Raw genomic sequence first — 20,477 nt, 5'->3', positions numbered from 1 at the left:
CGACCCGGTGCCGCCCGGGTCGACCGTGACGCTGATCTGCGCCGCCGCTGCCGCCTGGCAGCCGGAGCGCCGCTTCGACCTGATCACCGTGGTGCACGGGCTGCACTACGTGGGCGACAAGCTGGGCGTGCTGGCCCGGGCGGCGAGCTGGCTGACCGCCACCGGCCTGCTGGTGGCCGACCTCGACCTGACCAGCATCCGCCGGGCCGACGGGCGGCCGCTGGGCCGCACCCTGACCGCGCGCCTGACCGACGCGGGTTTCACCTATGACGGCCGGCGGCGCAGGATCACCCGCGTCGGGCGGGGCGAGCTGACGCTGCCGTACACGTTCCTCGGCGCCGACGACCGCGCCGGCCCCAACTACACGGGCCAGCCCGCGGTCCACTCCTACTACAGCCCGGCGGCCTTGCGGGAGTAGCTGAGGCAGGCCGACTCGACGGCCGTCCACTTGGCGCCGAGGATCCGCTGCGACGCGGCCGCGGCGTCCTCGCCGTTGCGGAGCACTGCGTCGACCAGGGCTGGTAGCTTCTTGCGGCCGTACTTCTCGTCGATGCACCGGCTGGCGTAGTAGCTGAGGCCGTACTTGGCACTGATCTCACCGTCGGCGTCGTCGCCGTGTCGCGGGCCGGGTAGTCGCGCACACTCGCACCGTTCGCCCCGGCGACCGATGCGATGCCCTCGCTCAGCCACCAGCCGGCGCCGTCGCCGCCGCTGATCGGCGCGTGGCCGAGCGTCGCGAGGTGGGTCATCTCGTGGCGCAGCAGCGTGCCGGTCCGGTCGATCGGGTAGGCGTCGAGCCGCACCACGAGGTCGGTGCCCTCGGCCTGCCACGCCAACGCGTAACCCGAGTAGCTTGCGCACGACCAGGTCGTCGGCCTCCCAGGGTCGCGGCCCGTACAACGTCGGGTCGATGTCGACCAGCTTGACGCCGTCCGCGGTCTCCTCCCAGGCGGTGTCCATCACCGGGCCGTCGACATCGCAACCAGTGCCACCCAGGCAGTAGTCGAAGCGGATCTGCGTGTTCCACCGCAGGGACTCACCGACCCGGTCGGGGCCGGTGTTGACCACCTGCTGGACGTCTGCCACCCCGAGGGCCCGTAGACCGGTGAACCGCCGTTTCAGCGCCGCTTCGACCTCGGCGTTGCCGGCCGCCGGCGCGAGGAACCCGGCCTGGTCACCCTTGTTCAGCGCCGCGCTCTGCTCCGCCAGCACCGCGCTCATCTTGAGCGACCACGGAAATGGCATCCGGCGTGGTCGACAGCGACGGCTCTGCGCATCTTGGTCATGATGAGGCACAGCATGCGCGTGTATCAGCCGCGGGCGCAGGGCCGTCTCGTTTGCGGATGGGCGGTCGCCCGTCAGATCGGCACACGACGCGGAAGGTAAGACATGCCCAACAACAACTGGGACGCAGCGATCAAGCAGCTCTACCCCGCCGACGACGGCACGAAGAACTTCGCCGAGATGGTTTCGCTCGGCAAGGCGTTCGACGTCATCGCCTCCGTCGAGATCGGCAAGAACCTGCGGGAGTTCGTCGACGGCGACCGGTTGACGGTCACGGTGATCAACCACAGCAAGATGGCGGTCGTCACCAACCGGACCGTCGCGCGGACGCTGGTGCCGCAGAGCGCGCCGTTGACCGAGGACCTCAAGGTCGACATCGACCCCGGCTGGACCGCCGACGAGGGTGACGTGCTCGAGGCCGTGGCCACCTACAAGGCACAGGCGGGGATTCACACCGACTTCTCGTCCACCACGAGCCACCTCTTCACGGTTGTTCCCTGACCCGCCCGGTGCGGTCCGGTGTATCAGGTGCGGGCGTTGCGCCGTCTAGCCGACAGATGTGCGGCGGCAGGTGCGCCACGATTCCAGACAGCGGTCAGGAGCAGCCGATGGCAGAGCTGGATCTCGCAGAACTGGTACGCCGGGTCCGCTCCGGCGACGCGGACGCGTGGGACGCGTTGACGGGGCGGTACACGAACCTCCTCTGGTCCGTTGCCCGAGGTCTGGGCATGGGCGACGCCGACGCGGCCGACGCCGTGCAGACGGCGTGGCTGCGGCTGGTGGAGAAGATCGACGACATCCGGGACCCGGAACGGTTGGGTAGCTGGCTCGCGACGGTCGTCCGCCGCGAGTGCCACAACATCCGGCGCCGCACGGGCCGGGTCGACACCGGGGAGCCGGAGGAGGGGTGGGAGGCGGTTGGCGCCGTCACCGACCCCTTGGACGACCGGCTGTTGCGCGACGAGCGGGACGCGGCGCTGTGGCGGGCCTTCGCTGGGATCCGGCCGGACTGCCAGCGGCTGTTGCGCGTGTTGATGGCCGACCCGGCACCCAGCTACGCGGAGGTCTCCGCCGCGCTGGACATGCCCGTCGGCAGCATCGGGCCGACCCGGCAGCGGTGCCTCGCCTGCCTGCGCGACCGGCTCGACGGGAACCTCTTCGAGCAGACGAAGGCCCGCACGGCGGCCGGACAACGTAGGCCCGACGACGCTGGCCAAGGAGTGATTCGACCATGAAGGACGAATGGCACGACGAAGAGCTCCTGTCCGCGTACCGGCGGATCGCGGCCGACGTGGACGGCACACCCGACGACGTGCTGGTCGCCGCCCGCGCGGCGTTCCTCACCCGGGACCTCGACGCGGCGATCGCCGTGCTCGTCGCCGACTCGCGAAACGAGACGGCGTACGAGACCGTCCGCGCGGAACCGGACCCGGCGCAGGGCCACTGGCTGCTGTCCTTCGAGGGCGGCGGCATTCAGGTGGACCTCGAGGTCCGCGAGGAGCAGGGCCGGCTCCGGCTGCTCGGGCTGCTGTCCGGCACGTCGAGCGGCGACTGCTTCCTGGAGCAGGCCGGTGAGCGCCACCGCGTCGACGTTGACCCGCTCGGCCGGTTCGTGGTCGTCGGCGTCGCGCACGGCCCGATCCGCCTGCGCTGCCGGTCGTCCGACGGCACGCGGGTGACCACCACCTGGGTGACGATATGAGCCGCTCAGTGGCCGAGCGCGACGAAGGCGAGGGCGGTGGCGACCGCTACCGGATCGGCGTCGGCGCGGCCGCGCGCGCCGGCGAGGGCGGCGCCGAAGCCCTGACCGGCGCGCAGGCCGGCGTGGACGTCGACCATCAGGGGCGTGGTGCGGGCGTCGTTCACCGGCACGACGCTGGCCAGCAGGCTGGCGGTGCCGAGCGGCACGAGCACACTGATCATGCCGAGCAGCTCGTCGCCGGCCATCGGCGCGGCCATGCCCGACTCGCAGCTCGACAGGATCAGGTGGCGCGGCGCGCGCCGCATCCGGCCGAGGTCGTAGACGGTGAGCGGCCCGTCGGCCAAGCGCAGCGACGAGAACAGCGGGTTGTCGGCCCGGAAGACGCCGTGCGCCGCGACGTGCGCGGTGCGGGCACCGTCCAGGGCGGCGAGGACCCGGGTCGACGTGGCACCGCCGTCGGCGAGCACGATGGGCCGGCCGTAGCCGTCGGCGATCTCCTTGGCCTCGGCCTCCGCGCCGGTCAGGCCCGGACCCACCACGATCACGACGCCCCGGTCGGCGGCGGGTGGTCGCTGCCGGGCCCGCAGCCAGACCGCGGCCGACGGGGTGACCGACCACGGGACGCCGCGCAGGGCGGGCAGCATCGCCCACGGCACCGCGTGCAGCGAGCCCGGCGGTGCGATGACGACGGGTCGTCCGTCCAGATCGGACACCGCCGGGCCGAGCAGGGCCGCCTGGAGGAGCCGCCCGGCCTGCTCGACCCGGGCCAGCGCGCCGGCCGGCGGGTTGCCGCGGACCAGGCGGCGCAGCATGAACCGGGCCAGCTCGACCTCGCGGACGGCGGCCGCCACCGGCCCGACGACGTGCAGGCGGATCCGGCCGCGCCGTGCGGTGACCGCGTGCAGCACGCCGTCGAGGGCGACCAGCTCGACCAGGAGGTGGTCGTCGAGCCGGCCCAGCACGTCGTCGGGCTGATCGGGAGCGGAGGCGGCGTCGGTGCCCGCCCGCCGCGTGCGCGACCTGATCACCGATTCCAGCCGGCGCCGGTCGTGTTCGAGCTGGCTCGTCGGCGAGCCGGCCGCCCGGGCCGCGTCGATCCGCGTCATCACCCGCCGCAGTGCACCGAGATCGCCGGCCAGCGCGAGGTCGTCCGCCGGCCGCATCGGCGCGGGAGCCAGCGCGCCGGCACGCCAGCGCTCGCTCCAGCGCAGCAGCATCCGGGCGTCGTCGCGGCGCACGGCGTGGCGCTGACCGATGGCGGCCAGCTCGGTGCCGTAGGCGGCCGCGTGGATGCGCAGTTCGACGGCGCCGAGGCGGTGCTGGTGGTCGGCCGCCGCGGTCAGCCCGCGCCGGCAGGCGGTCAGCGCCGCTGCTGTCGCGCCCCGGGTGTCCGCGCGCAGGGCGGTGGCGAGCCAGCCGGCGGCGTGTCCGAACGCCGGGCCGCGCCGCCCCAACCGGGCCGCGCGGGCGAGGTGCCGGTCCGCCGCCGCGAGCTGACCGTGCGCGGCGGCCAACCGCCCGGCCAACAGGTGGGCCGCGGCGGCCTCCTCGGCATGGAGCGCGTCCAGCCTGTCCGCGATCCGGGCGGCCATCGCCTGGGTCCGGCGGTCCTGCCGCCCGGCGTCGTACCGCGACTGCACCAGGACGAACGCGGCGCGGGCGCTCCACCACGGCCGCCGTTGGGCGTCGAACAGGTCGCGGGCCGACCGGGCCCGCTCCACCGCGTCCGCGGGGCGGCCGGCAGCCTGCGCGGCGCGCGCCGCGGCGAAGAACAGCTCCGCCTTGTCGGAGGTGCGACCTTCCAACCGCGCGATCCCGGCGTCCGCGGCCGCGAGCGCCTCGTGGGCCAGGCCCGCGACGAGCAGCACCTTGCAACGATCGAAGACCAGGTCCGGGATGTACGAGCCCAGCCGCGCGTAGGCGCTCTCCGCCTCGTCGAGCTGCGCCAGGGCGGCCGGAAGGTCGCCGCCGGCGAACGCCAGATCTGCTCTGTTGTGGACGATCGTCGCGAGCTCGAGCTCCTGCCCCGCCTGCGCGAACAGGCGCGCGGCGAGGTCGAGGTCACGGGCGGCCAGCCGGACCTGACCGAACGCCACCCGCACCTCGAACCGGCAGCTGCGGGCCCGGGCCTCCCAGACCACGTCGCCGGCGCGGCGGAGCACGGGGATCGCGCGGTTGAGGTCGGCCAGCGCTTCCGACCGGCGTCCCATCGTCGCCAGGTGGTGCGCGCGGCGCATCAGCACCCGGCCGGCGAGCCGCCCGGTGCTGGCGGCGACCGCGGCGTCGAGCGCGGCGAGCCCGGCCGCGGTGCGCCCGCCCCGGGCGAGCGTCAGGCCGAGCGTGGCCTGCACGTCGACGATCCGCTCGCGGTCGCCCGACACCCGGGCCAGTCGCACGGCCAGCCGGAGGTCCTTGATGGCCTCGGCGAACCGGCCGTCCTCGCGGACGACCATGGCCCGCACCTGATGCGCGACGGACGCCAGCGCGGCCGGCACGTCGCCGGCGATCAGGCGCTCGGCTTCCGCGAGGGCCTCGACGGGACGTGAGAACACCAGGCGCAGCAACTCGTCGCCATCGCTCACTCGCTCAGTGTGGAGAAACCGGCTCCCCCAAGCCAAGGAGATTAACGTGGACAACTCGGAATCCGACCGCGGCCGTGGCTGGCCGACCAATGAGGAACGCGAGCGTTGGCCGACGCTCGCAGAGGCGCGAACGTCCGAAGAGGCCCAGGTCGCGGCGATCCTCGAAGACTGTGGCGATTTCGTCGAGCCAGGCAACCCCGACTGGGAGACGAACGGTGTCCGCTATTTCGTCCGGAGAGGGTTCGTCGTCGTCCCGGACGAGATCGCCGAGCGCGCCCGAGGGCTGCTGGCGGCGGCCGGCATGTACGCACCGCCGGACCCGCGCAACCTGACGGCCGAGGAACCACCCACGGCCGAGGAACCACCCACCGCAGAGGAACGACCCACGGCAGAGGATCCACGCACGGACGAGGACCCGCGCACCGACGAGGATCCGCCTGCAGACGGGCCTCCACCGGTCGTGACGCACCGACCAACCCCCGGGCCATGGGAGCGGCAGCCCGGCGAACGTCTCGACGGCGATCTCGCCTTGGGCATCCGCTGGTTGAAGCTCGTGCCCGGAGTCTTCGTGCACCAGGCGGTGCGGGTCATCCGCGACGGCTTGCCGCCCGAGGAGGCGAGCGGCAGGAGGCGCCCCGTGGCCTTCGCCGGCGAGCCGGTCGGGGCCGCCAGCGGCGAATACCTCGTGCACATCGCCGGCCACACCAGCCCGTGCCCGGCCGACGAGCCCGCGTACGCACCCGCCGGAACACCGCCGGACCCGGCGGTCTCGGCCGACAGCCTCGCCGGGAGGGGGATCCGGGTCCTGGTGGTCGACACCGGATTCGACCAACGGGCGGCCGCGCTTCCCTGGCTTAAAGGTGTTCGCGGCGACAACGACGACGGCATCGTCGGCAACGACCTCGCCCGGTACGCCGGGCACGGCACCTTCATCGCGGGCGTCGTGCGCACCATGGCGCCCGCGGCGGAGGTAATCGTCCGCGCGGGCCTACCGGCCCGGATCTACGACCGCGGCGACGCGGCCCCGTCCGGCACCGCGTTCGAGATGGACCTGGTGGCGGCACTCCAGCGATACATCGAGGAGGACACGCCAGACATCATCAACCTGTCGGCCGGCACGCTGTCGAGCGCGGAGGGCCTGACGATCCTCGACGCCTTCCACCGGGACGTCCTCCATCGACACAAGGGTCTGGTGATCGTCGCGGCCGCGGGCAACGACGGCGAACGGTATCCCTTCTGGCCCGCCGCGAGCCGGTGGGCCCTCGGCGTCGGCGCGCTCTCGGCCGACTGGCGAAAGCGCGCGGCCTTCAGCAACTTCGGGGCCTGGGTGGACGTCTACGCGCCGGGCGAGAAGCTGACCAACGCCTACCCGAGCGGCTCGTACACCTATCAGGAGCCGCCGATGCAGGGCGGCAGGCGGACCTTCGACGGCATGGCGACCTGGAGCGGCACGTCATTCGCCGCACCGATGGTCGCCGGCCTCATCGCGGCCCGGATGTCACGCACCGGCGAGAACGGAACCGCCGCGGCCCACGCGTTGATCGCGCAGGCGCGCCGGAACGCGATCCCCGGCGTGGGAGCAGTCCTGTATCCCGCGGCACCCTGAGCACACCGCCGCCCGCGCCCTCGGCACAGGGGCGCGGGCGGCGGCGGGGCACGTCTAGGCGGACACCCCAGACGACCTGCCCTCGTGCAGGGTCACGTTGCGGCCGTTGGACGGGTCGAAGAGGTGGATCTTGTCCAGGTTGACCCAGATGCGGGCCGTATCGCCCTCCTTGACCCGGGACTCCGCCGAGAAGCGGCACACCAGGTTGGAGCCGCTGGACGGCAGGTCGCCGCTGCCCGCGTCGGCGGCCAGTTCCTCCAGCTCGGCCGCGCTCGCCTTCTCGCCCTCGACCGTGAAGTAGACGTACTTGTCGGAGCCCATCGACTCCACCAGGTCCGCCGTCGCCTCGAACTCCGCGCCCCGCTGGCGGATCGAGTCCTCGATCAGTGACGCGTCCTCGAAGTGCTCGGGCCGGATGCCGACGATCAGGTCGCCGGACACGTCCGCGAGCCGCGAACGCAGCCGCTCGCCCAGCGGGAAGTCGCCGAGGGAGGTGTGCAGGGAGCCGTCGGAGACGGTGGCCGGCAGGAAGTTCATCGACGGCGAGCCGATGAAACCGGCCACGAACAGGTTGTTGGGGTGGTCGTACAGCTCCTGGGGCTCACCCACCTGCTGGATGGCACCGGCTCGCATGATCACGACCCGGTCGCCGAGGGTCATCGCCTCGGTCTGGTCGTGCGTCACGTAGACCGTCGTCGTGCCGAGCCGCTTCTGCAGCCGCGACACCACCGTGCGCATCTGCACCCGCAGCTTGGCGTCCAGGTTGGACAGTGGCTCGTCCATCAGGAAGGCCTTCGGCGAGCGGACGATCGCCCGGCCCATCGCCACCCGCTGCCGCTGGCCGCCCGAGAGGTTGGCCGGCTTGCGGTCGAGCAGCGCGGTCAGCTCCAGCACCTTGGCCGCCTCGTCGACCTTCCGGTCGATCTCTTCGCGCGACAGCTTGGCCAGCTTGAGCGGGAACGCCATGTTCTCCCGGACGGTCATGTTGGGATACAGCGCGTACGACTGGAACACCATCGCGATGTCCCGGTCCCGTGGCGCCTTGTCGTTGACCCGCTGGCCGTCGATCCGCAGCTCCCCCGAGCTGATGTCCTCCAGCCCGGCGATCATGTTGAGCGTCGTCGACTTCCCGCATCCCGACGGGCCGACCAGGATCACGAACTCCCCGTCGGCGATCTCCAGGTTGAACTCCTGCACCGCGAGCGTGCCGTCGGGGAACGCCTTGGTCACCTTGTCCAGAACGATGTCAGCCATGTGGAAAGCCCCTAACCCTTCACGGCGCCGGAGGTCAGGCCCGAGACGATGCGACGCTGGAAGAACAGCACGAACAGAATGATCGGGATGGTGATGATGACCGCGGCGGCGGAGATCGCGCCGGTCGGGTCCTCGAACTGGGACGCGCCCTGGAAGAACGACAGCGCCGCTGGGACCGTCCGGGACCGCTCGGTCGAGGTCAGCGAGATCGCGAATAGGAAGTCGTTCCAGCAGAAGATGAAGACGAGGATCGCGGTCGTGAACACGCCCGGCGCCGCCAGTGGCGCGATCACCCGGCGGAACGCCTCGCCCTGGGTCGCACCGTCCATCTTGGCCGCCTTCTCCAGGTCCCACGGGATCTGCCGGAAGAACGCGGACAGCGTGTAGATCGCGAGCGGCAGGCCGAACGTGATGTAGGGCAGGATCAGCCCGGGCCACGTGTCGAACAACCCGATCGAACGCTCGATCTCGAACAACGGCGAGACCAGCGACACCTGCGGAAACATCGCGATCAGCAGCGAGATGCCGATCAGCAGCTTCTTGCCGGGAAAATCCAACCGGGCGATCGCGTACGCGGCCATCGTGCCCAGCACCACCGCGACCAGCGTCGAGATCAGCCCGATGCCGATCGAGTTGACCAACGCCCGTACGAACTGGTCGGTGTTGAAGATGTTCCGGTAGTTCTCGAGTGTCCACTCCCGAGGGATGAAGTCGCCGTCGGTGATCGTCGCCGGGGTCTTGAACGACAGCGACGCGATCCACAGCACCGGGATCAGCGCGAACACGATCACGACGAGGTCGAGGAAACCCCACCGCCACTTTGCCCCTGTCATCGCCGGCCTCCCTCGTCGCTGCCGGGTGCGGCGGTGCCGAAGAGCTTCACGAAGATGAACGCGATGATGGCGACCGCGATGAAGATCAGCACCGACATGGTCGACCCGATGCCGAGGTTGAGCCCGCGGATCAGGTTGTTGTAGGCGAGCATCGAGACCGACGACGTGTTGTTGGCCCCGCCGGTCAGCACGTAGATGTTGTCGAAGACCCGGAAGGCGTCGAGGGTACGGAACAGCAGGGCCACCAGGATCGCCGGCTTCATCACCGGCAGCATCACCTTGGTGAACCGCTGCCAGCCGGTGGCACCGTCCATCGACGCCGCCTTGAGCAGGTCCTCGGGCACCAGCGCGAGGCCGGCCATCAGCAGCAGCGCCATGAAGGGCGTCGTCTTCCAGATCTCGGCCAGCATGATGATCGCCAGCGAGCTGGCCCGCTCGGTCAGCGGCGCGCCCTCACCGAACAGGTTGCCGAGGTAGCCGGTGTCCGGTGTCCAGGCGAACTTCCACGAGAACGCCGCGACCACCGTGACGATGCCGTAGGGGATCAGCGCCGCGGTGCGGACCAGGCCGCGCCCGACCAGCGTGCGGAACATGATCCAGGCCAGCGCCATGCCGAGCACGAGCTCCACCGCGACCGTGACGACCGTGATCAGCGTGGTGATGCCGAACGCGGTCCACCAGTATTCGTTGGTCAGCACGGTCGCGTAGTTGCCCAGCCCGATGAACTCGCGCTGGTCCGGGAACTTCAGGTCGAAGCGTTGGAACGAGAGCCAGACCGAGTACAGGATCGGGTACGCGGTGACCGCGATCATCACGAACGCCGCCGGTGCGCAGAGCAGCCAGCCGAGCTTGCGTTCCTGCCGCTTGCCCTCGCTGATCCGGGCCTTCGCCTTGCGCTGCGCGCGTACCGAATGCGTGGTGGGTTTCTCGGTGGCAGTCTCCGCGGTCACGGCAGGACTCCCTTCGACTCGAGCGCGTCCTGGATCGAGCCGCGCAGCGCGTCGGCGTCCTGTTCCGGCCTGATGTCGGCCGGCGGCGACAGCGTCGCCGAGAGCACCGTGGACAGGTTCTGATAGGCGGGCGTCACGGGGCGGTTGGCGCCGTCCTTGATCTGGGCCAGGATGTCGGCCTTGAACGGGTACGCCTCGTCCAACTGCGGGTCGTCGTAGAGCGACTCGATCGTCGGCGGCACGCCGTCGTTGACCGCGGAGAACAACTGGTGCTCCGGCGAGCGCAGGCACAGCGCCGCCTGGAACGCCTCGTCCGGGTGCTTCGAGTACGCGGAGACCGCGAGGTTGAAGCCGCCGATCGTCACCTTGCTCGGCGTGTTGGCGTCGATGCCGGGGTAGCGCGCCCACTTGACCTTGTCCTTGAGGTCGGGTGCGCCCTCCTGCAGGGCCGGCCAGACGAACGGGTAGTTGAGCTGGAACGCGCCGCTGCCGCCCTGGAACTGCAGCCGGGCCGCGTCCTCCTGGGTGTTCGTGAACGACGGGTTGGTGACACCGGCCGACGCGAACTTCTGCAGCGTGCCGAGCGCGTCGACGGCACCCTGGTCGAACTCGGCCTTCGTGCCGTCGTCGTTGAGGATCTTGCCGCCGGAGCTGGCGACCATGTTGTTGTAGAGCACCACCAGGCCCTCGTACTGGGCGCCCATGGTGTCGATCTCGTAGGGCTTGCCCTGGCTCTTCAGGTCCTGGGACATCTTGATCATCTCGTCCCAGGTCTTCGGCGGGTTCGGCACGAGGTCGGTGCGGTACCAGAGCAACTGCGTGTTGGTGTTCTTCGGCGCCGCGTAGAGCTTGTCCTCGTAGGTGGCCGACGCCAGCGGCTGCTCGAGGGTGCCGCGGGAGGCCTCCTCCTTGTTCTGGCCGGTCCACTCGCGGATCCACTTCGCGCTCGCGAACTCGGCCGTCCAGGTGACGTCGAGCCCGAGCACGTCCATGCCGCTGTCCTGCGCGGCGAGCCGGCGCACCATCTGCACCCGCTGCTCGTCGGCGGCCCGCGGCAGCACCTGGTAGACCATCCGGTAGCGGCCCTGCGCCTGCTGGTTGCACTCGTCGACGAGCTTCTGGAAGCTCTGCTCGGTGGAGTAGTAGACGTTGATCACCGGTACGCCGCCGTCGTCGCTGCCGCAGGCCGCCGCCGAAGGCGCCAGCAGCGCGACCGCCGCGAGCGCCGCGATCCGTCTCCGTCCCGGTCCTCGAGATCGTTCGGCCATATCCGACCTCCGTTCCCGCGTCGTTGCGGATAGCCGATCTCGGTCCATGCCCACCACGTGCGGAAAACAAACGTGGACCGCTTGTACACCTCGTGGACAGCGACGGGACACGGTACGGTCGCTATACGTAGCGACCGTCGCCCCCGCCCGACCCGCGGAGGTCCGCCGTGCAGGACACCACTTTGTCCGTCTCGTTCGAGGTGGCCGGTCTCCCGCCACAGAAGACGGAGACCCTGTCGATCCTGTCCGCCGGCCACCGCCAGGCCGAACGCGTGCGAGCCCTGTTGCTGGCCGCGCTGGCCGCGGCACAACGCAGCGGCTGGACCCCGCTGCGGTCGCCGGTCGCGCTGGACGTCGTGGTCCGCGGCCCGGCGCAGCACGTCGGGTCGGCGCCACGGTTCCTGGCCGGGGTGGCCGACGTGCTCAGCGACAAACGCGGCCGGCTGACCGGCACCCATCTGGGTGTGCTGGCCGACGTGACGCTGTTCGCCGACGAACGGCAGATCCGGTCGATCAGCTACCGGGAGGAGCCGGCCGAGGAGCCGTCCTACCTCGTGCGGGTGGAGTCGATCAGCGTTTGACGGCCGGCGGCGATGGGCAGGACTAACCACATGGCCGACCCGCACGTCACGCTCGAACCGGACCCACGCGATCCCGTGCAGCGCAAGTTGCAGGGTCCGTTGGAGGAGCAGTTGACGTCGGCCCTGCAGGCGGCGACCGATCGGGTACGCGCGTCCTACCGGGGCGAGCCGTTCGACGTGGTCTGTCGCCGGCTGCTCGAGGAGACGCGGGCGGGGCTGCACCAGGAAATCGCCGCGGGCTTCGAGCCGGACCTGAACGAACTGGCCCGGGTCGCGGTCGCGATCATCCGCGGTCAGGCCTGATCGGCGACCTCCGCCGCGGTGCCCCAGCAGAGCGTCATCCCGGCGCCGCTGTGGCCGTACGCGTGGATGATCCGGTCCTGGCGCTCAACCCGCGGGCCGCCGCGGCGGGCCGGGCGCAGGCCGACCAGGTGTTTCCGGACGCTCGCGCCCGCCAGGCGCGGCTCGACCCGGCTCGTGCGGTCGATGATCGCCTCCGCCGTGGCCAGCCGGACTGTGAGGTCCGCGTCGCCGACCTCGAACGTGCCACCGAGCACCACGTCCTGGCTGCGCGGGTGGATGTAGACCGGGCCCAGCGGGTGGTCCTCGTCGCGGATCGACGTCGTCAGGCCCGGGTTGTCGACGATCACGACCTGGCCGCGGATCGGCTGCAAACGCTCGTCCCCCGTGAGCCGCGCGGCGCCGAGACCCGTGGCGTTGACGATCAGTGGCGCGTCGAGGTCGTCGAAGCTCTCGATCCGCCGCTTGTGGAAGGTGCCGCCGGCGGCTCGGAAGCGGTCGAGCAGGTGCGCCAGGTAGGGCACCATCTCCACGGCCGGGACCGTGAAGCGCCACTCGCCCGCGACCGCGGTGAAGTCCGGGACCGCCGGCGCCCACCACGGTGGCGCGTCGACGGGACCGCGGATGATCATGCGGGTCGGTCGCATGGTGACGCCGGGGGCGCCGGTCGCGGCTTCGGCGGTGAAGACGTCGAAGGTCCGTCGGCCCCAGCGCAGGACTCGCGGGTCCGCGTCGACCTTCGTCGGGTACCAGACCGCCGCGGCGACCGCCGACACCGTGTCCTGCGGCTCCTCGGCCGCGACGATCGTGACCTGGGCTCCCCGGGCCTGCAGGGCGAGCGCGGCCGTCAGGCCGATGATTCCCGCGCCGATGACGATGACGTCTGCCACTCCACCATCCTGCCCTGGACCCGTTGCCGGAACAGTTCGTACTCGGCCCCGCGGCGCTTCGGTGCGCCCGGCGGGCGCCGCACCACGCGGGCAGCCGTGATCGTCTGGCCGAGCCGGAACTGGTCGCGGGTCAGGTCGATCTCGATGCCGCCCGGCAGGCGGTTCCACCAGTGGTAGCCGTGCCGGTCCGGGCCGAGGTGCACCTCGCCCAGCACCAGGTCGCCGCCGACGAGGTCGTTGAGCAGCAGGGCGGTGATGTCGCAGTGGCCCCAGGCCGGGTTCTCGGCGGTCCAGGGCGTGCGGGCCTGGTCGTCGGGCGAGCAGGTGTCGTGCGCCCAGCTCGCCCGTATCGCCGCCTGCAGGTCGGTCAAGGTCAGCATGGTGCCCGAGTCTGTGGCCTCGACCTGGTCGAGGGTCAAGAGCGGCGGACGTCGACCGCGACCACGTACGTGCCGTCGGCGCGGACCAACTCGCCGACCCGGATCGGGAGGGCCTGGTCGCTGTTCGGTTTGACCTGGATGCCCAGGCCGTAGGTGACGTGACCCTCGAAGTCGCCGCCGAAGCCGTAGCCCTTCAGGGTCGGGTAGCCGAGGTTCGTACCCGGGCGCTGGGTCTGGTGTCCCTGCTCGTCGTGCCCCTGTGCGTCGGTGAACGTGATCCGCAGGACGCTGTTGCCCGGCAACGGCACCGGGTTGCCGCTGCCGTCCTGGGTCAGGTCGCGCTGGTACGCGATCTCGTACGTCGGCCAGGCGCTGTCGAAGGCGAACGTGATCCGGGTGTACGCCGGGTTCTCGCCGGGGTGGTCGCCGACCTGCACCCGCACCAGGAACGGCAGCGGCGGGGCCGGCGGGTCCCGGAGCACGACGCGGTGCGGCACCCGGGCCGGCCGGGACGGGACGGCCCATCCGTACGTGACGCGGTAGGGGCGGGCCGGGGTGGCCGCGGCCGGCTGTGCGGGCGGCTGCTGCGGCTCGTCGGTGGCCGCCGGCGGCGCCACGGGGTCGGGAGAGTCGGGCATTTCGGATGCCGTGGTGGCCGGTGCGCGGGGCGCGGCCGGCGTGCCTCCGGTGGCGCCGCGCTCGCACGCGCCGACACCGAGAGCGGCCAGCAGGGCCAGCAGCGGGACAAAGGAACGCTTCATGCGGGACTGACGCGCCACCCACCGATCCGGTTTACCCGCAGGGCCGCGAACGGCCGCTCGGCGTGAACTAACCTGGGGAGCCATGGCATCCACGCGGGTACTGCACCACATCGACGCACCGCCGGCCGCCGTCTACCGGGCCCTCGTCGACCCCGCGGCGATCGCCCGCTGGCGCGCTCCGGACGGGATGACCGCCGAGGTGCACGAGTTCGAGGCCCGCGAGGGCGGCAGGTTCCGGGTCTCGCTGACGTACGCGGACCCGACGCGGGCGGGCAAGACCGAGTCGAACACCGACACCTATCACGGACACTTCGCCCGGCTGGTGCCCGGCGAGGAGGTGGTCGAGGTGATCGAGTTCGAGACCGACTCCCCCGACGTGCACGGGACGATGACGATGACCACCGTCCTGACCGAGGTCGAGGGCGGCACCGACGTCCTGGTGCTGTTCGACGGCCTGCCCGACGGCGTGTCCACGGCCGACAACGAGCTCGGCACCCGGATGGCCCTGGCCAACCTGGCCCGCCTGGTGGAGTCGAGCCGCTGAGCGCTCAGTCCCGGCAGATCATGGCGAACATGCTCGTGGGCCCGTCGGCCTGGAGCACTGTGCATTCGGGGGCGGGTCGCGGCGCGGCCGGTTCGAGCCGTTCGCCGGGTTGGACGGCCAGCGCCGCGAGCACCCCCAGGGCGACGACCTTCCGCGCCGGTCGCCCGACGGGCCGCTGGCGCTCCTCGGGCGCGGGACGGTCGAGCTCGATCAAGACCATCGGGCCAATGTAGACGGCACCAGATGAACGATCCTTCGGGCGACTGTCCAAAGCGCGACAAGACCAGCGACGGCACCATCGGCGACGCGGCGCACCAGCAGACGGGCTCCGACCACAACCCGGACCCCGACGGCTGGGTCGACGCCTGGGACATGGACGCCGGGCCGGGGGTCGACGTCAACACGTGCGTCGCCGCGCCGCTGCGCCACGAGTCCATCCAGTACGTGATCTGGAACCGCCGGATCACCTCGCGCAGCTGGGGGCTCGGCACCTGGCGCGCCTACACCGGCGACGGCGATTCTCGGCGACGGTGGCATGCAGATGCTGTTCAGCCGCGTCGCCGCGATGACCTCCGGCGCCAACCCGACGGTGCCGGGCACGACGCAGCAGAACATCCTGCACCAGAAGCTCGACGCCCTCGCCGAGGCAAGGAACGGACCGTTATTAACGCATAGCGTTAATAACGGTCCGTTCCTTCGCTGGTCAGCGACGCGCGGTGCGGGCCAGGGCCGGTATCAGGCCGGCGCCGGCCACCAGGTGCATGGTCAGCAGCGTCGCCACCCCGCCGGCGGTGACCGCGGAGAGCGGGCCGAGCAGCGAGATCAGCAGGACCACGCAGGCGATCACCGTCCAGGTGCGGCCGGGTCGGCGGGTGCGGCGCAGCAGGCCGAGCAGCGTCCAGCCCAGCAGGCCGGCCAGCAGCGTGACGACGGAGACGGCCGTCGGGCTCACCTCCGTGGTGCGATCGCCCGTGCGGACGGACAGGTCGGCGCCGAGCACGGGCACGGCGATCGCCCAGACCACGATGTTGGCCGCGACCGTGCCGAAGATGGCCGCGAGGCGGTAACGGCGGACGGCGCGCCAGTCGGTGCCCGTGGCGGTCGTGGTCGTCATGGCGGTAGCTCCTTCTGCGGTGGTGGATCCGATGGCGTTCACCCTCCGCCGGCGGCGCCTCGTCCCACATCTGGCCGGAGATCGGTCCCGGACTCGGTCGCGCGACCGATCCCGCGCCGCACGGAGCCGGTCTCGCGACCGATGACCGCCCACCCGCCCAGGACGTACGTTTCATGGCATGTCCACCGACTGCCCGCCGCGCCGCCCCTGGTTCGACGCCGCCATCTCGTTCGCGATGGCGGCCATCCTGGTCACGCTGATCCTCGTCACGGACGACGGACCGCGGTCCACGGCGTCGCTGGTCGCGGCGCTGGTGCTCGCCCTGGTGCAGGCCAGCACGATCCTCTGGATCCAGCGGCGGCCGGAGCTCGCGATGATCACCGCGCTGACCGCCGGCGCCGGCATCCAGGCGATCGCGCCGCACGTCGGGTGGCTGGGGCTCGCGGCGGCGCCGCTGGCCTACTTCGCCTGGATCCGCCCGCCGCGGGTGTCGATCTGGGCGCTGGCGGTCGGCGTGGTCGCCGCGCCCTGGACCCTGGTCACCGGCGGCTACCGGGACCTGCTGCTGGCGGTCTTCGCGTTCGGCTTCAGCTGGGCGTGGGGTGAGCTGGGCCGGACCCGGTGGACCCGGCGCCAGGAGGAGCGGCAGCGGATCATCGACGCCGAGCGGTCCCGCATCGCGCGGGAACTGCACGACGTCGTCGCCCACACGGTGTCGGTGATGGTCGTGCAGGCCGGGGCGGCCGCCGACGTCTTCGACGCCCGGCCCGACAAGGCCCGCGCGGCCCTGGACACGATCCAGGAGGCCGGCCGGACGGCGCTGGACGAGCTCCGCGCGATGCTGCGCACGATGCGCCTGGACGACGCCGGCGACGAGCCGCGCACGCCGCAGCCGGGCCTCGACCAGCTCGACGCGCTCGCCCGGTCGCTGGGCGCGACCGGGCTCGTGGTCGCGCTCGACCGGGCCGGCGACGAGCGGCCGGTGCCGCCCGACGTCGCGCTCTCCGCGTACCGGATCGTGCAGGAGTCCCTGACCAACAGCCTGCGGCACGGGCGGGCCAAGCGGGCCGACGTGCGGCTGCGCTTCGTCGACGGCGAGCTGCGGCTCGACATCGTCGACGACGGCGACCCGGCGGCCGCGGTGCCGCGGCGCGGCGGCGGGCACGGCCTGACCGGCATGCGGGAGCGGGCGCGCCTGCTGGGCGGCACGCTCGACGCGGGGCCGCTGGCCACCGGCGGCTTCCAGGTGTCGGCGCGGCTCCCGTTGCGGCAGCAGGCGGCGGCGTGACGATCAGGGTGGTCGTGGTCGACGACCAGCACGCCGTACGCGAAGGCTTCGTCATGATCATCGACGCCCGCGACGACCTGGAGGTGGTCGGCGAGGCCGCCGACGGCTTCGAAGCGGTCGCGGTGACGGAGGCGAAACGCCCGGACGTGGTGCTGATGGACGTCCGGATGGAGGGTATGGACGGCATCGAGGCGACGCGGCGGATCGTGGCCGGCGGCAACCCGGCGCGGGTCGTCATGCTGACCACCTTCGACCTGGACGAGCACGTCTACGCCGCGGTCCAGGCGGGTGCGAGCGGCTTCATGCTCAAGAGCATGCGACCGAGCGAGATCGCCGACGGCATCCGGGCGGTGGCGCGCGGCGACGCGATGCTCGCGCCGCCGGTGACCCGGCGGATGCTCGACCGCTTCGCCGGCCAGGCCGCCCCGCTGGCTTTGAAGACCGCGCTGGGCCAACTCTCCGCGCGCGAGGCCGAGGTGCTGACGCTGGTCGCCCGCGGCCGCTCCAACAACGAGATCGCCGAGGCCCTGTTCCTGAGCCTGGGCACCGTCAAGACGCACGTCTCGGCCATCCTGACGAAGCTCGACCTCCGCGACCGCGTCCAGGCGGCGGTGTTCGCCTACGAGAGCGGCCTCGTGCGGCCGGGCACGAGCTGAGGTCAGAACCGGATGATCGAGCGCTTGGCCGGGTGGTCCTTGGCCATCGTGTCGAGGGTCGCGTTGACGTCGCGCAGGGCGATCGGGAGGTAGTCCGGCACGATGTCGTGCGCCGCCGAGAACGCCAGGGTCTCGCGGGCGTTGTGTGGCGAGCCCGACGGGTTGAACATGACGTGCGGGCGGCGCAGCGGCAGCGCCCCCGTGGGCAGGGTCAGCGCTTCCGGGCCGTAGCCGCAGAGCACCAGCGTGCCGTCGGGGGCCAGCCCCGGGTACGCCGCCGCGGCGGCCGAGGAGGACGGCGCGGCGTTGAGGATGATGTCCGCTCCGCCGCCCCACGACGTCAGGGCATCGCCCGGGTCCTGGTCGGCGGTGGCCACGAACAGTTCGGCGCCCAGATCGTGGGCGGCCGCCTTGCCGCGGTCGGAGCGGCCGACGGCGGCCACGCGGGCGCCCATCGCGACCGCGTACCGGACCGCCAGAGTGCCGAGCGTGCCGCTCGCGCCCACGACCGCCACCCGCGACGTGGGCCTGATCCCGGCCTGTCCCAGGGCGTTGAAGGCGGTCAGGCCCGCGCACATCAGCGGCGCCGCCGCCACCGGGTCGAGCCCGGCCGGCAGCGGGGTGACGAAGTCGGCCTTGAGCACGGCGTACTCCTCGTAGCCGCCGTCGAAGTCGATGCCGGTGAAGCGCTTGTGCGGGCAGAGGATCTGCTCCCCGCGCACGCAGTAGTCGCAGTGCCGGTCGGAGTCGCCGAGGATCTGCGCGCCCACGGTCGTGCCCACCTCGGGGAACGTGACGCCCGGACCGGCGGCGGCGACCACGCCGGTGATCTCGTGGCCTGGCACGACCGGGAACCGGGCGTCGGGCCAGTGGCCCTGCAGCACGTCCAGGTCGGTGTAGCAGACACCGCAGGCGATGAGCTTGACCAGCACCTCGCCCAGGCCCGGTGAGGGCACATCGCGTTCGGTGAAGACCAACGGCTCATTGACCGCGTTGGCGTTGGCCGTGAGCATGTGTGAGACCTCGCATCCGCTGCCGTCACAGATCGGCGCGCTACCCGGTCGATACTGGTGACTTCGACGACGAGAAGGGGCACGCGTGCGTACGATTCTGGTGGTCGGTGGTGGTTATGCCGGTTTCTACACCGCCTGGAAGCTGGAGAAGAAGCTCCGGCGCGGCGAGGCTCAGGTCGTCGTCGTCGACCCCCGGCCCTACATGACCTATCAGCCGTTTCTGCCCGAGGTGCTGGCCGGGTCGGTCGAGGCGCGGCACGCCGCCGTCTCGCAGCGCCGGCACCTGCGCCGCACCAAGCTCGTCTCCGGCACCGTGATCCGCGTCGACCACGCGCACAAGACGGCGATCGTCCGGCCCACCGACGGGCCGGAGTTCACCATCGCGTACGACGTGATCGCCATCACCGCCGGCGCCGTGACCCGGAAGCTGTCGATCCCGGGCGTGGCCGACCAGGCGATCGGGATGAAGCACGTCGAGGAGGCCGTGGCCATCCGTGACCGGCTCCTGACCAACTTCGACCGCGCCTCGGCGATGGAGCCGGGTCCCCTGCGCCGGCGGCTGCTCACCGTGACGTTCGTGGGCGGCGGGTTCTCGGGCGTCGAGGGCTTCGGCGAGCTGCTGTCGCTGGCGACCGCACTGACGAGGTCGTACCCGGAGATCGACCGGTCCGAACTGGGTTTCCACCTGGTGGAGGCGCGCGACCGGATCCTGCCGGAGGTCACCGACGAGCCCGGCCGGTGGGTGGTGCGGTCGCTGGAGGAACGCGGCGGGCACGTGCACCTCAACGCCCAGCTCGTCTCGGCGGCTGACGGGCACGTGGTGCTCTCCAACGGCGAGGAGTTCGACTCCGACCTGATCGTGTGGACCGTCGGCAACGCCGCCAACCCGATGGTGCGCAGCATGACCGACCTGCCGATCGACGCGCGGGGCCGGCTCATGGTGCGGGCCGACCTGCGGGTCGGCACCGACGCTGAGCCGGTGCCCGACGCCTGGGGCGCGGGCGACGACGCGGCGGTCCCCGACCTCGCGGTGCCGGGCACCGCGACCGTGCCGAACGCCCAGCACGCCGTGCGCCAGGGCAAGCTGCTCGCCCAGAACATCGTGGCCAGCATCCGCGGCGGGAAGGTCAGGCGGTACAAGCACGCCAGCCTGGGCACGGTCGCCACGCTCGGCCTCGGCCGGGGCATCTTCCAGTACAAGCGCATCGTCATCAAGGGCCTGCCCGCGTGGCTGATGCACCGCGGCTACCACGTGCTGGCGGTGCCGAGCTGGGAGCGGAAGGTCCGCGTGCTGGCGGTCTGGCTGACGGCCGCGGTGTTCGGCCGCGACATCGTCTCCCTCGCCTCGGTGCAGGACCCGCGCCGCGCGTTCGTACACGGCGACGAGATGATCAGCCAAAGCGGCCAGTGATGTAGTCCTCGGTCCTCTGCTGCGTCGGCGCGCTGAATATTTTCTGGGTCGAGTCGTACT

At 71.8% G+C, this 20,477-nt stretch carries 24 protein-coding genes; 12 read left to right on the top strand and 12 right to left on the bottom strand.

Going from position 1 to position 20,477, the window contains the following annotated elements:
• On the top strand, window positions 1–418 hold a 418-nt coding region (locus tag Air01nite_RS37840), incomplete at its 5' end, for a class I SAM-dependent methyltransferase (protein ID WP_239091249.1).
• Here Air01nite_RS37840 and Air01nite_RS37835 read toward each other — a convergent pair.
• On the bottom strand, window positions 391–1,221 hold the full coding sequence (locus tag Air01nite_RS37835) for a hypothetical protein (RefSeq protein ID WP_203708221.1): 831 nt from the start codon (window positions 1,219–1,221) through the stop codon (window positions 391–393). The two genes, Air01nite_RS37840 and Air01nite_RS37835, sit on opposite strands and share 28 nt — an antisense overlap.
• 168 nt (window positions 1,222–1,389) lie before the next feature.
• On the opposite strand from Air01nite_RS37835, the gene Air01nite_RS37830 reads away from it, so the two are divergent.
• The 3 genes from Air01nite_RS37830 (at window position 1,390) to Air01nite_RS37820 (ending at window position 2,986) form a co-directional block, all read left to right on the top strand.
• Window positions 1,390–1,785, top strand: coding sequence for a hypothetical protein (locus Air01nite_RS37830; RefSeq protein ID WP_203708220.1), 396 nt, complete (start codon window positions 1,390–1,392; stop codon window positions 1,783–1,785).
• 107 nt (window positions 1,786–1,892) lie between these two features.
• Complete coding sequence (locus tag Air01nite_RS37825; RefSeq protein WP_203708219.1) at window positions 1,893–2,519, top strand: RNA polymerase sigma factor; 627 nt, start codon at window positions 1,893–1,895, stop codon at window positions 2,517–2,519.
• Window positions 2,516–2,986 carry a hypothetical protein gene (locus Air01nite_RS37820; RefSeq protein ID WP_203708218.1) on the top strand — a complete coding sequence of 157 codons (471 nt, stop codon included), beginning with the start codon at window positions 2,516–2,518 and terminating at the stop codon, window positions 2,984–2,986. Before Air01nite_RS37825 ends, Air01nite_RS37820 begins: the two co-directional genes overlap by 4 nt.
• 5 nt (window positions 2,987–2,991) lie before the next feature.
• On the opposite strand, the gene Air01nite_RS37815 is transcribed toward Air01nite_RS37820, so the two are convergent.
• Window positions 2,992–5,568 (bottom strand): CHAT domain-containing protein, encoded by a 2,577-nt coding sequence (locus Air01nite_RS37815; RefSeq protein ID WP_203708217.1) that lies wholly within the window; start codon window positions 5,566–5,568, stop codon window positions 2,992–2,994.
• A gap of 46 nt (window positions 5,569–5,614) precedes the next feature.
• On the opposite strand from Air01nite_RS37815, the gene Air01nite_RS37810 reads away from it, so the two are divergent.
• Window positions 5,615–7,174, top strand: coding sequence for a S8 family peptidase (locus Air01nite_RS37810; RefSeq protein WP_203708216.1), 1,560 nt, complete (start codon window positions 5,615–5,617; stop codon window positions 7,172–7,174).
• A gap of 54 nt (window positions 7,175–7,228) precedes the next feature.
• Here Air01nite_RS37810 and Air01nite_RS37805 read toward each other — a convergent pair whose 3' ends face one another.
• The 4 genes from Air01nite_RS37805 to Air01nite_RS37790 all read right to left on the bottom strand — a co-directional run bounded on the left by Air01nite_RS37805 (window position 7,229) and on the right by Air01nite_RS37790 (window position 11,479).
• A complete protein-coding gene (locus Air01nite_RS37805) occupies window positions 7,229–8,428 on the bottom strand; it encodes an ABC transporter ATP-binding protein (protein ID WP_203708215.1) in 1,200 nt (399 codons plus the stop codon).
• 11 nt (window positions 8,429–8,439) lie between these two features.
• Window positions 8,440–9,261: a carbohydrate ABC transporter permease gene (locus Air01nite_RS37800; RefSeq protein ID WP_203708214.1), complete on the bottom strand. Its 822-nt coding sequence runs from the start codon at window positions 9,259–9,261 to the stop codon at window positions 8,440–8,442.
• Window positions 9,258–10,139 (bottom strand): carbohydrate ABC transporter permease, encoded by an 882-nt coding sequence (locus tag Air01nite_RS37795; RefSeq protein ID WP_239091250.1) that lies wholly within the window; start codon window positions 10,137–10,139, stop codon window positions 9,258–9,260. The genes Air01nite_RS37800 and Air01nite_RS37795 overlap by 4 nt, the downstream gene beginning before the upstream one ends.
• A gap of 68 nt (window positions 10,140–10,207) precedes the next feature.
• Window positions 10,208–11,479: an ABC transporter substrate-binding protein gene (locus tag Air01nite_RS37790; RefSeq protein WP_203708213.1), complete on the bottom strand. Its 1,272-nt coding sequence runs from the start codon at window positions 11,477–11,479 to the stop codon at window positions 10,208–10,210.
• A gap of 167 nt (window positions 11,480–11,646) precedes the next feature.
• Between Air01nite_RS37790 and Air01nite_RS37785 the strand changes: the two genes are divergently transcribed.
• Together Air01nite_RS37785 and Air01nite_RS37780 are read left to right on the top strand one after the other, a co-directional pair.
• Window positions 11,647–12,060: a hypothetical protein gene (locus tag Air01nite_RS37785; protein WP_203708212.1), complete on the top strand. Its 414-nt coding sequence runs from the start codon at window positions 11,647–11,649 to the stop codon at window positions 12,058–12,060.
• A gap of 30 nt (window positions 12,061–12,090) precedes the next feature.
• Complete coding sequence (locus tag Air01nite_RS37780; protein ID WP_203708211.1) at window positions 12,091–12,363, top strand: hypothetical protein; 273 nt, start codon at window positions 12,091–12,093, stop codon at window positions 12,361–12,363.
• On the opposite strand, the gene Air01nite_RS37775 is transcribed toward Air01nite_RS37780, so the two are convergent.
• The 3 genes from Air01nite_RS37775 to Air01nite_RS37765 are packed head-to-tail and all read right to left on the bottom strand — an operon-like array spanning window position 12,354 to window position 14,391.
• The gene (locus tag Air01nite_RS37775; RefSeq protein ID WP_203708210.1) at window positions 12,354–13,250 is read right to left on the bottom strand and encodes an FAD-dependent oxidoreductase; all 897 of its coding nucleotides are present in this window, start codon (window positions 13,248–13,250) and stop codon (window positions 12,354–12,356) included. The genes Air01nite_RS37780 and Air01nite_RS37775 overlap by 10 nt on opposite strands.
• Window positions 13,208–13,630, bottom strand: a complete 423-nt coding sequence (locus Air01nite_RS37770) for a YunG family protein (RefSeq protein ID WP_203708209.1) — start codon at window positions 13,628–13,630, stop codon at window positions 13,208–13,210. Before Air01nite_RS37770 ends, Air01nite_RS37775 begins: the two co-directional genes overlap by 43 nt.
• A 35-nt stretch (window positions 13,631–13,665) precedes the next feature.
• On the bottom strand, window positions 13,666–14,391 hold the full coding sequence (locus Air01nite_RS37765) for an AMIN-like domain-containing (lipo)protein (RefSeq protein WP_203708208.1): 726 nt from the start codon (window positions 14,389–14,391) through the stop codon (window positions 13,666–13,668).
• An 82-nt stretch (window positions 14,392–14,473) separates the two neighbouring features.
• Between Air01nite_RS37765 and Air01nite_RS37760 the strand changes: the two genes are divergently transcribed.
• Window positions 14,474–14,935: an SRPBCC domain-containing protein gene (locus Air01nite_RS37760; protein WP_203708207.1), complete on the top strand. Its 462-nt coding sequence runs from the start codon at window positions 14,474–14,476 to the stop codon at window positions 14,933–14,935.
• Window positions 14,936–14,939: 4 nt separating this feature from the next.
• On the opposite strand, the gene Air01nite_RS37755 is transcribed toward Air01nite_RS37760, so the two are convergent.
• A complete protein-coding gene (locus tag Air01nite_RS37755) occupies window positions 14,940–15,155 on the bottom strand; it encodes a hypothetical protein (protein WP_203708206.1) in 216 nt (71 codons plus the stop codon).
• Window positions 15,156–15,178: 23 nt separating this feature from the next.
• On the opposite strand from Air01nite_RS37755, the gene Air01nite_RS37750 reads away from it, so the two are divergent.
• Complete coding sequence (locus Air01nite_RS37750; RefSeq protein WP_203708205.1) at window positions 15,179–15,610, top strand: hypothetical protein; 432 nt, start codon at window positions 15,179–15,181, stop codon at window positions 15,608–15,610.
• Window positions 15,611–15,638: 28 nt separating this feature from the next.
• Here the strand turns inward: Air01nite_RS37750 and Air01nite_RS37745 are convergent, their stop codons facing one another.
• Complete coding sequence (locus tag Air01nite_RS37745) at window positions 15,639–16,049, bottom strand: DUF6069 family protein (protein ID WP_203708204.1); 411 nt, start codon at window positions 16,047–16,049, stop codon at window positions 15,639–15,641.
• A 178-nt stretch (window positions 16,050–16,227) separates the two neighbouring features.
• Between Air01nite_RS37745 and Air01nite_RS37740 the strand changes: the two genes are divergently transcribed.
• Window positions 16,228–17,337 (top strand): sensor histidine kinase, encoded by a 1,110-nt coding sequence (locus tag Air01nite_RS37740; protein WP_203708203.1) that lies wholly within the window; start codon window positions 16,228–16,230, stop codon window positions 17,335–17,337.
• Window positions 17,334–17,993: a response regulator gene (locus tag Air01nite_RS37735; RefSeq protein ID WP_203708202.1), complete on the top strand. Its 660-nt coding sequence runs from the start codon at window positions 17,334–17,336 to the stop codon at window positions 17,991–17,993. The genes Air01nite_RS37740 and Air01nite_RS37735 overlap by 4 nt, the downstream gene beginning before the upstream one ends.
• 2 nt (window positions 17,994–17,995) lie before the next feature.
• On the opposite strand, the gene Air01nite_RS37730 is transcribed toward Air01nite_RS37735, so the two are convergent.
• Window positions 17,996–19,006 carry an alcohol dehydrogenase catalytic domain-containing protein gene (locus Air01nite_RS37730; protein WP_203708201.1) on the bottom strand — a complete coding sequence of 337 codons (1,011 nt, stop codon included), beginning with the start codon at window positions 19,004–19,006 and terminating at the stop codon, window positions 17,996–17,998.
• A gap of 85 nt (window positions 19,007–19,091) precedes the next feature.
• Here Air01nite_RS37730 and Air01nite_RS37725 point away from each other — a divergent pair, with 85 nt between their 5' ends.
• Window positions 19,092–20,417 carry an NAD(P)/FAD-dependent oxidoreductase gene (locus Air01nite_RS37725; RefSeq protein WP_203708200.1) on the top strand — a complete coding sequence of 442 codons (1,326 nt, stop codon included), beginning with the start codon at window positions 19,092–19,094 and terminating at the stop codon, window positions 20,415–20,417.
• Window positions 20,418–20,477: the final 60 nt, after the last annotated feature.

Origin of the sequence: Asanoa iriomotensis, from assembly GCF_016862515.1 — a bacterium.
Classification (GTDB): Bacteria; Actinomycetota; Actinomycetes; order Mycobacteriales; family Micromonosporaceae; genus Asanoa; species Asanoa iriomotensis.
This window is presented reverse-complemented; position numbering and strand designations above follow the sequence as displayed.

Coding starts and splice junctions, on each gene's coding strand:
- Air01nite_RS37750 (WP_203708205.1), top strand. CDS start 15,179: ATGAACGATCCTTCGGGCGACTGTCCAAAGCGCGACAAGACCAGCGAC.
- Air01nite_RS37835 (WP_203708221.1), bottom strand. CDS start 1,221: ATGAGCGCGGTGCTGGCGGAGCAGAGCGCGGCGCTGAACAAGGGTGAC.
- Air01nite_RS37830 (WP_203708220.1), top strand. CDS start 1,390: ATGCCCAACAACAACTGGGACGCAGCGATCAAGCAGCTCTACCCCGCC.
- Air01nite_RS37825 (WP_203708219.1), top strand. CDS start 1,893: ATGGCAGAGCTGGATCTCGCAGAACTGGTACGCCGGGTCCGCTCCGGC.
- Air01nite_RS37780 (WP_203708211.1), top strand. CDS start 12,091: ATGGCCGACCCGCACGTCACGCTCGAACCGGACCCACGCGATCCCGTG.
- Air01nite_RS37755 (WP_203708206.1), bottom strand. CDS start 15,155: ATGGTCTTGATCGAGCTCGACCGTCCCGCGCCCGAGGAGCGCCAGCGG.
- Air01nite_RS37760 (WP_203708207.1), top strand. CDS start 14,474: ATGGCATCCACGCGGGTACTGCACCACATCGACGCACCGCCGGCCGCC.
- Air01nite_RS37800 (WP_203708214.1), bottom strand. CDS start 9,261: ATGACAGGGGCAAAGTGGCGGTGGGGTTTCCTCGACCTCGTCGTGATC.
- Air01nite_RS37805 (WP_203708215.1), bottom strand. CDS start 8,428: ATGGCTGACATCGTTCTGGACAAGGTGACCAAGGCGTTCCCCGACGGC.
- Air01nite_RS37745 (WP_203708204.1), bottom strand. CDS start 16,049: ATGACGACCACGACCGCCACGGGCACCGACTGGCGCGCCGTCCGCCGT.
- Air01nite_RS37790 (WP_203708213.1), bottom strand. CDS start 11,479: ATGGCCGAACGATCTCGAGGACCGGGACGGAGACGGATCGCGGCGCTC.
- Air01nite_RS37730 (WP_203708201.1), bottom strand. CDS start 19,006: ATGCTCACGGCCAACGCCAACGCGGTCAATGAGCCGTTGGTCTTCACC.
- Air01nite_RS37820 (WP_203708218.1), top strand. CDS start 2,516: ATGAAGGACGAATGGCACGACGAAGAGCTCCTGTCCGCGTACCGGCGG.
- Air01nite_RS37740 (WP_203708203.1), top strand. CDS start 16,228: ATGTCCACCGACTGCCCGCCGCGCCGCCCCTGGTTCGACGCCGCCATC.
- Air01nite_RS37765 (WP_203708208.1), bottom strand. CDS start 14,391: ATGAAGCGTTCCTTTGTCCCGCTGCTGGCCCTGCTGGCCGCTCTCGGT.
- Air01nite_RS37770 (WP_203708209.1), bottom strand. CDS start 13,630: ATGCTGACCTTGACCGACCTGCAGGCGGCGATACGGGCGAGCTGGGCG.